Annotated in this window: 2 protein-coding genes; both read left to right on the plus strand. The window is 69.1% G+C overall.

Translation table 11 applies throughout. The annotated features are described in order from the left end of the window. Positions 1-179: 179 nt before the first annotated feature. The gene (locus IJH84_RS07695) at positions 180-956 is read left to right on the plus strand and encodes an SDR family oxidoreductase (RefSeq protein ID WP_295142042.1); all 777 of its coding nucleotides are present in this window, start codon (positions 180-182) and stop codon (positions 954-956) included. Next, a partial coding sequence (locus IJH84_RS07700) for an FAD-binding oxidoreductase (RefSeq protein WP_295142045.1) occupies positions 953-2,405 on the plus strand: 1,453 nt, incomplete at its 3' end. The genes IJH84_RS07695 and IJH84_RS07700, both read left to right, overlap by 4 nt.

Raw genomic sequence — 2,405 nt, forward strand, 5'->3', positions numbered from 1 at the left:
ACGGCCGCGCAAGGCGGCTCCGGCAGCTTGTGCGGCGTGCTGGCCGGTGCCGCCGTCCTGGGGATCGCGCTGACCACGCTGACGCTGCGCGTGCAGCGACATGAGCCGGACGCCGGACCGCAGCCGCGGCCGGCCGCGGTGCGCTGACCGACCCGGCTCCTGCACGGAAAGGATTCTCGTTGGACATCCAGGACTTCTCCCTCGACCTGTTCTCGCTGCGCGGCCGCAACGCCATCGTCACGGGCGGCAACACGGGACTCGGCCGGGCGTTCACGGTTGCGCTGGCGAAAGCGGGCGCGAACGTCTTCGCGCCCACCGTCGCAGACGACGGCGGCACGACCCGGCAACTGGTCGAGGAAACGGGTGCTCGTCTGGAGACGCAGGAGATCGACCTCACCGGGCCGGGTGCTCCCGAGCGGGTCGTGGAGTCCTGTGTGGACGCATTCGGCTCGGTCGACGTACTGGTCAACTCGGCAGGAATCGCCGAGCTCGCACCGGTCGCGGAGTTCGGCAGGCAGCAGTGGGACCCGATGATCGCGCTGAACCTGACCGCGCCGTTCGAACTCGGCTGGTGCGCCGGGCGCCGCATGGCGCAGCAGGGCCGCGGCAAGATCATCAACATCGCGTCGCTGTTCTCGTTCCTCGGCGGCCGCAGCTCACCGGCCTACGCCGCGACCAAGCACGGCATCGTCGGCTTCACCAGGGCCTACTGCGACGAGCTCGGCGCGCACAACGTCCAGTGCAACGCGATCGCACCCGGATACTTCGCCACCCCGCTCACCGAGCGGACCCGGGCCGACCCCGCGCAGAACCAGCGGGTGCTCGAGCACATCCCCGCCGCACGTTGGGGCGAACTGGGCGACTTGATGGGCGCGACGGTCTTCCTCGCCAGCCGCGCCTCCGACTACGTCAACGGGCACGTCCTGAGCGTGGACGGCGGCTACCTCACCCGATGACCCGAAGCACCGAGAGCACGGAGACCGAAGTGGACAACAACGCCATCATCGACGAGCTGCGCGAGATCGCGGGCCCGCAGCGGGTGGACACCGACGAGCAGCTGCTGCGGGAGGCCAGCGTCGACCGCTTCAAGAAGTACACCGCGGTCCACGGCATCTACGACGGGCCGCTACCGCCGGCGATCGTGCGCGCGGGCAGCGCCGAGCAGGTGGCCGCGGTCCTGGCGTTCGCGAACGAGCACGGCGTCAACATCGTCGCCCGCACCGGTCGCACCGGAACCGAGGGCGGGCTCGAAACCAGTCACGAGCGGACCGTCGTGCTGGACGGGTCCGGCATGGCCGAGATCGTGCGCATCGATCCGGTCGACATGCAGGCCACCGCCCAGTGCGGCACTCCGCTGCAGGTGTTGGAGCAGCGCGTGCGCGAGTTCGGGCTCACCACCGGGCACTCGCCGCAATCCAAGCCGCAGGCGCAGCTGGGCGGGCTGGTCGCCACCCGCTCGATCGGCCAGTTCTCCACGCTCTACGGCGGGATCGAGGACATGGTCGTCGGCCTGGAAGCGGTGTTCCCGGACGGCTCGATCAGCCGGATCAAGAACGTGCCGCGCCGCGCCGCGGGACCGGACATCCGCCACGTCGTGATCGGCAACGAGGGCGCGCTGTGCTTCGTCACCGAGGTCACGGTGAAGTTGTTCGCGCACCGGCCGGAGAACGACCACTTCCACGGCTACCTGCTCGACGACGTTCGCACCGGGATTGAGATCCTGCGCGAGATCGTGACCGCCGGTTACCGGCCTTCGGTGGCGCGGGTCTACTCCGAGCAGGACGCCGCCCAGCACTTCGCGCACTTCGCCGACGGCAAGTGCGTCGCGGTCTTCCTCGCCGAAGGACCGGCCGGGCTCGCCGAGGCCACCAGCGCGGAGATCGACCGGGTGGTGCGCGAGCACGCGCACGAACGCGTCGAGCCGGAATTGATCCGCGAGTGGTTCGACGACCTGAACTGGGGCCCGGACAAGATCCTCGCCGAACAGCGGACCATGCTCGCCGAACGGCGACTCGGCTACACCACGGAGGTATCCGCCAACTGGTCGGTGATCGGCGACATCTACGAGGCCGTCATCGCCCGGATCACCGCGGAATTCCCGCGCTTCGCGGACATCACGCTGCTCGGCGGGCACTCCTCGCACAGCTACCAGACCGGCACCAACATGTACTTCGTCTACGACTACCGCATCAATTGCGAGCCGCGGGAGGAGATCATCGAGTACCACGTCCCGCTCAACGCGATCATCGTCGAGGAGACGCTGGCCCGCGGCGGATCGATGGTGCACCACCACGGCATCGGGAAGTACCGCGCGCCGTGGACCGAGCAGGAGCACGGCAGTGCCTATCCGGTGCTGCGCAAGCTCAAGGACGCCTACGACCCCAACGGAATCATGAACCCGGGCA

The sequence above is a fragment of the Saccharopolyspora sp. genome (assembly GCF_017434145.1).
Classification (GTDB): Bacteria; Actinomycetota; Actinomycetes; order Mycobacteriales; family Pseudonocardiaceae; genus Saccharopolyspora_C; species Saccharopolyspora_C galaxeae.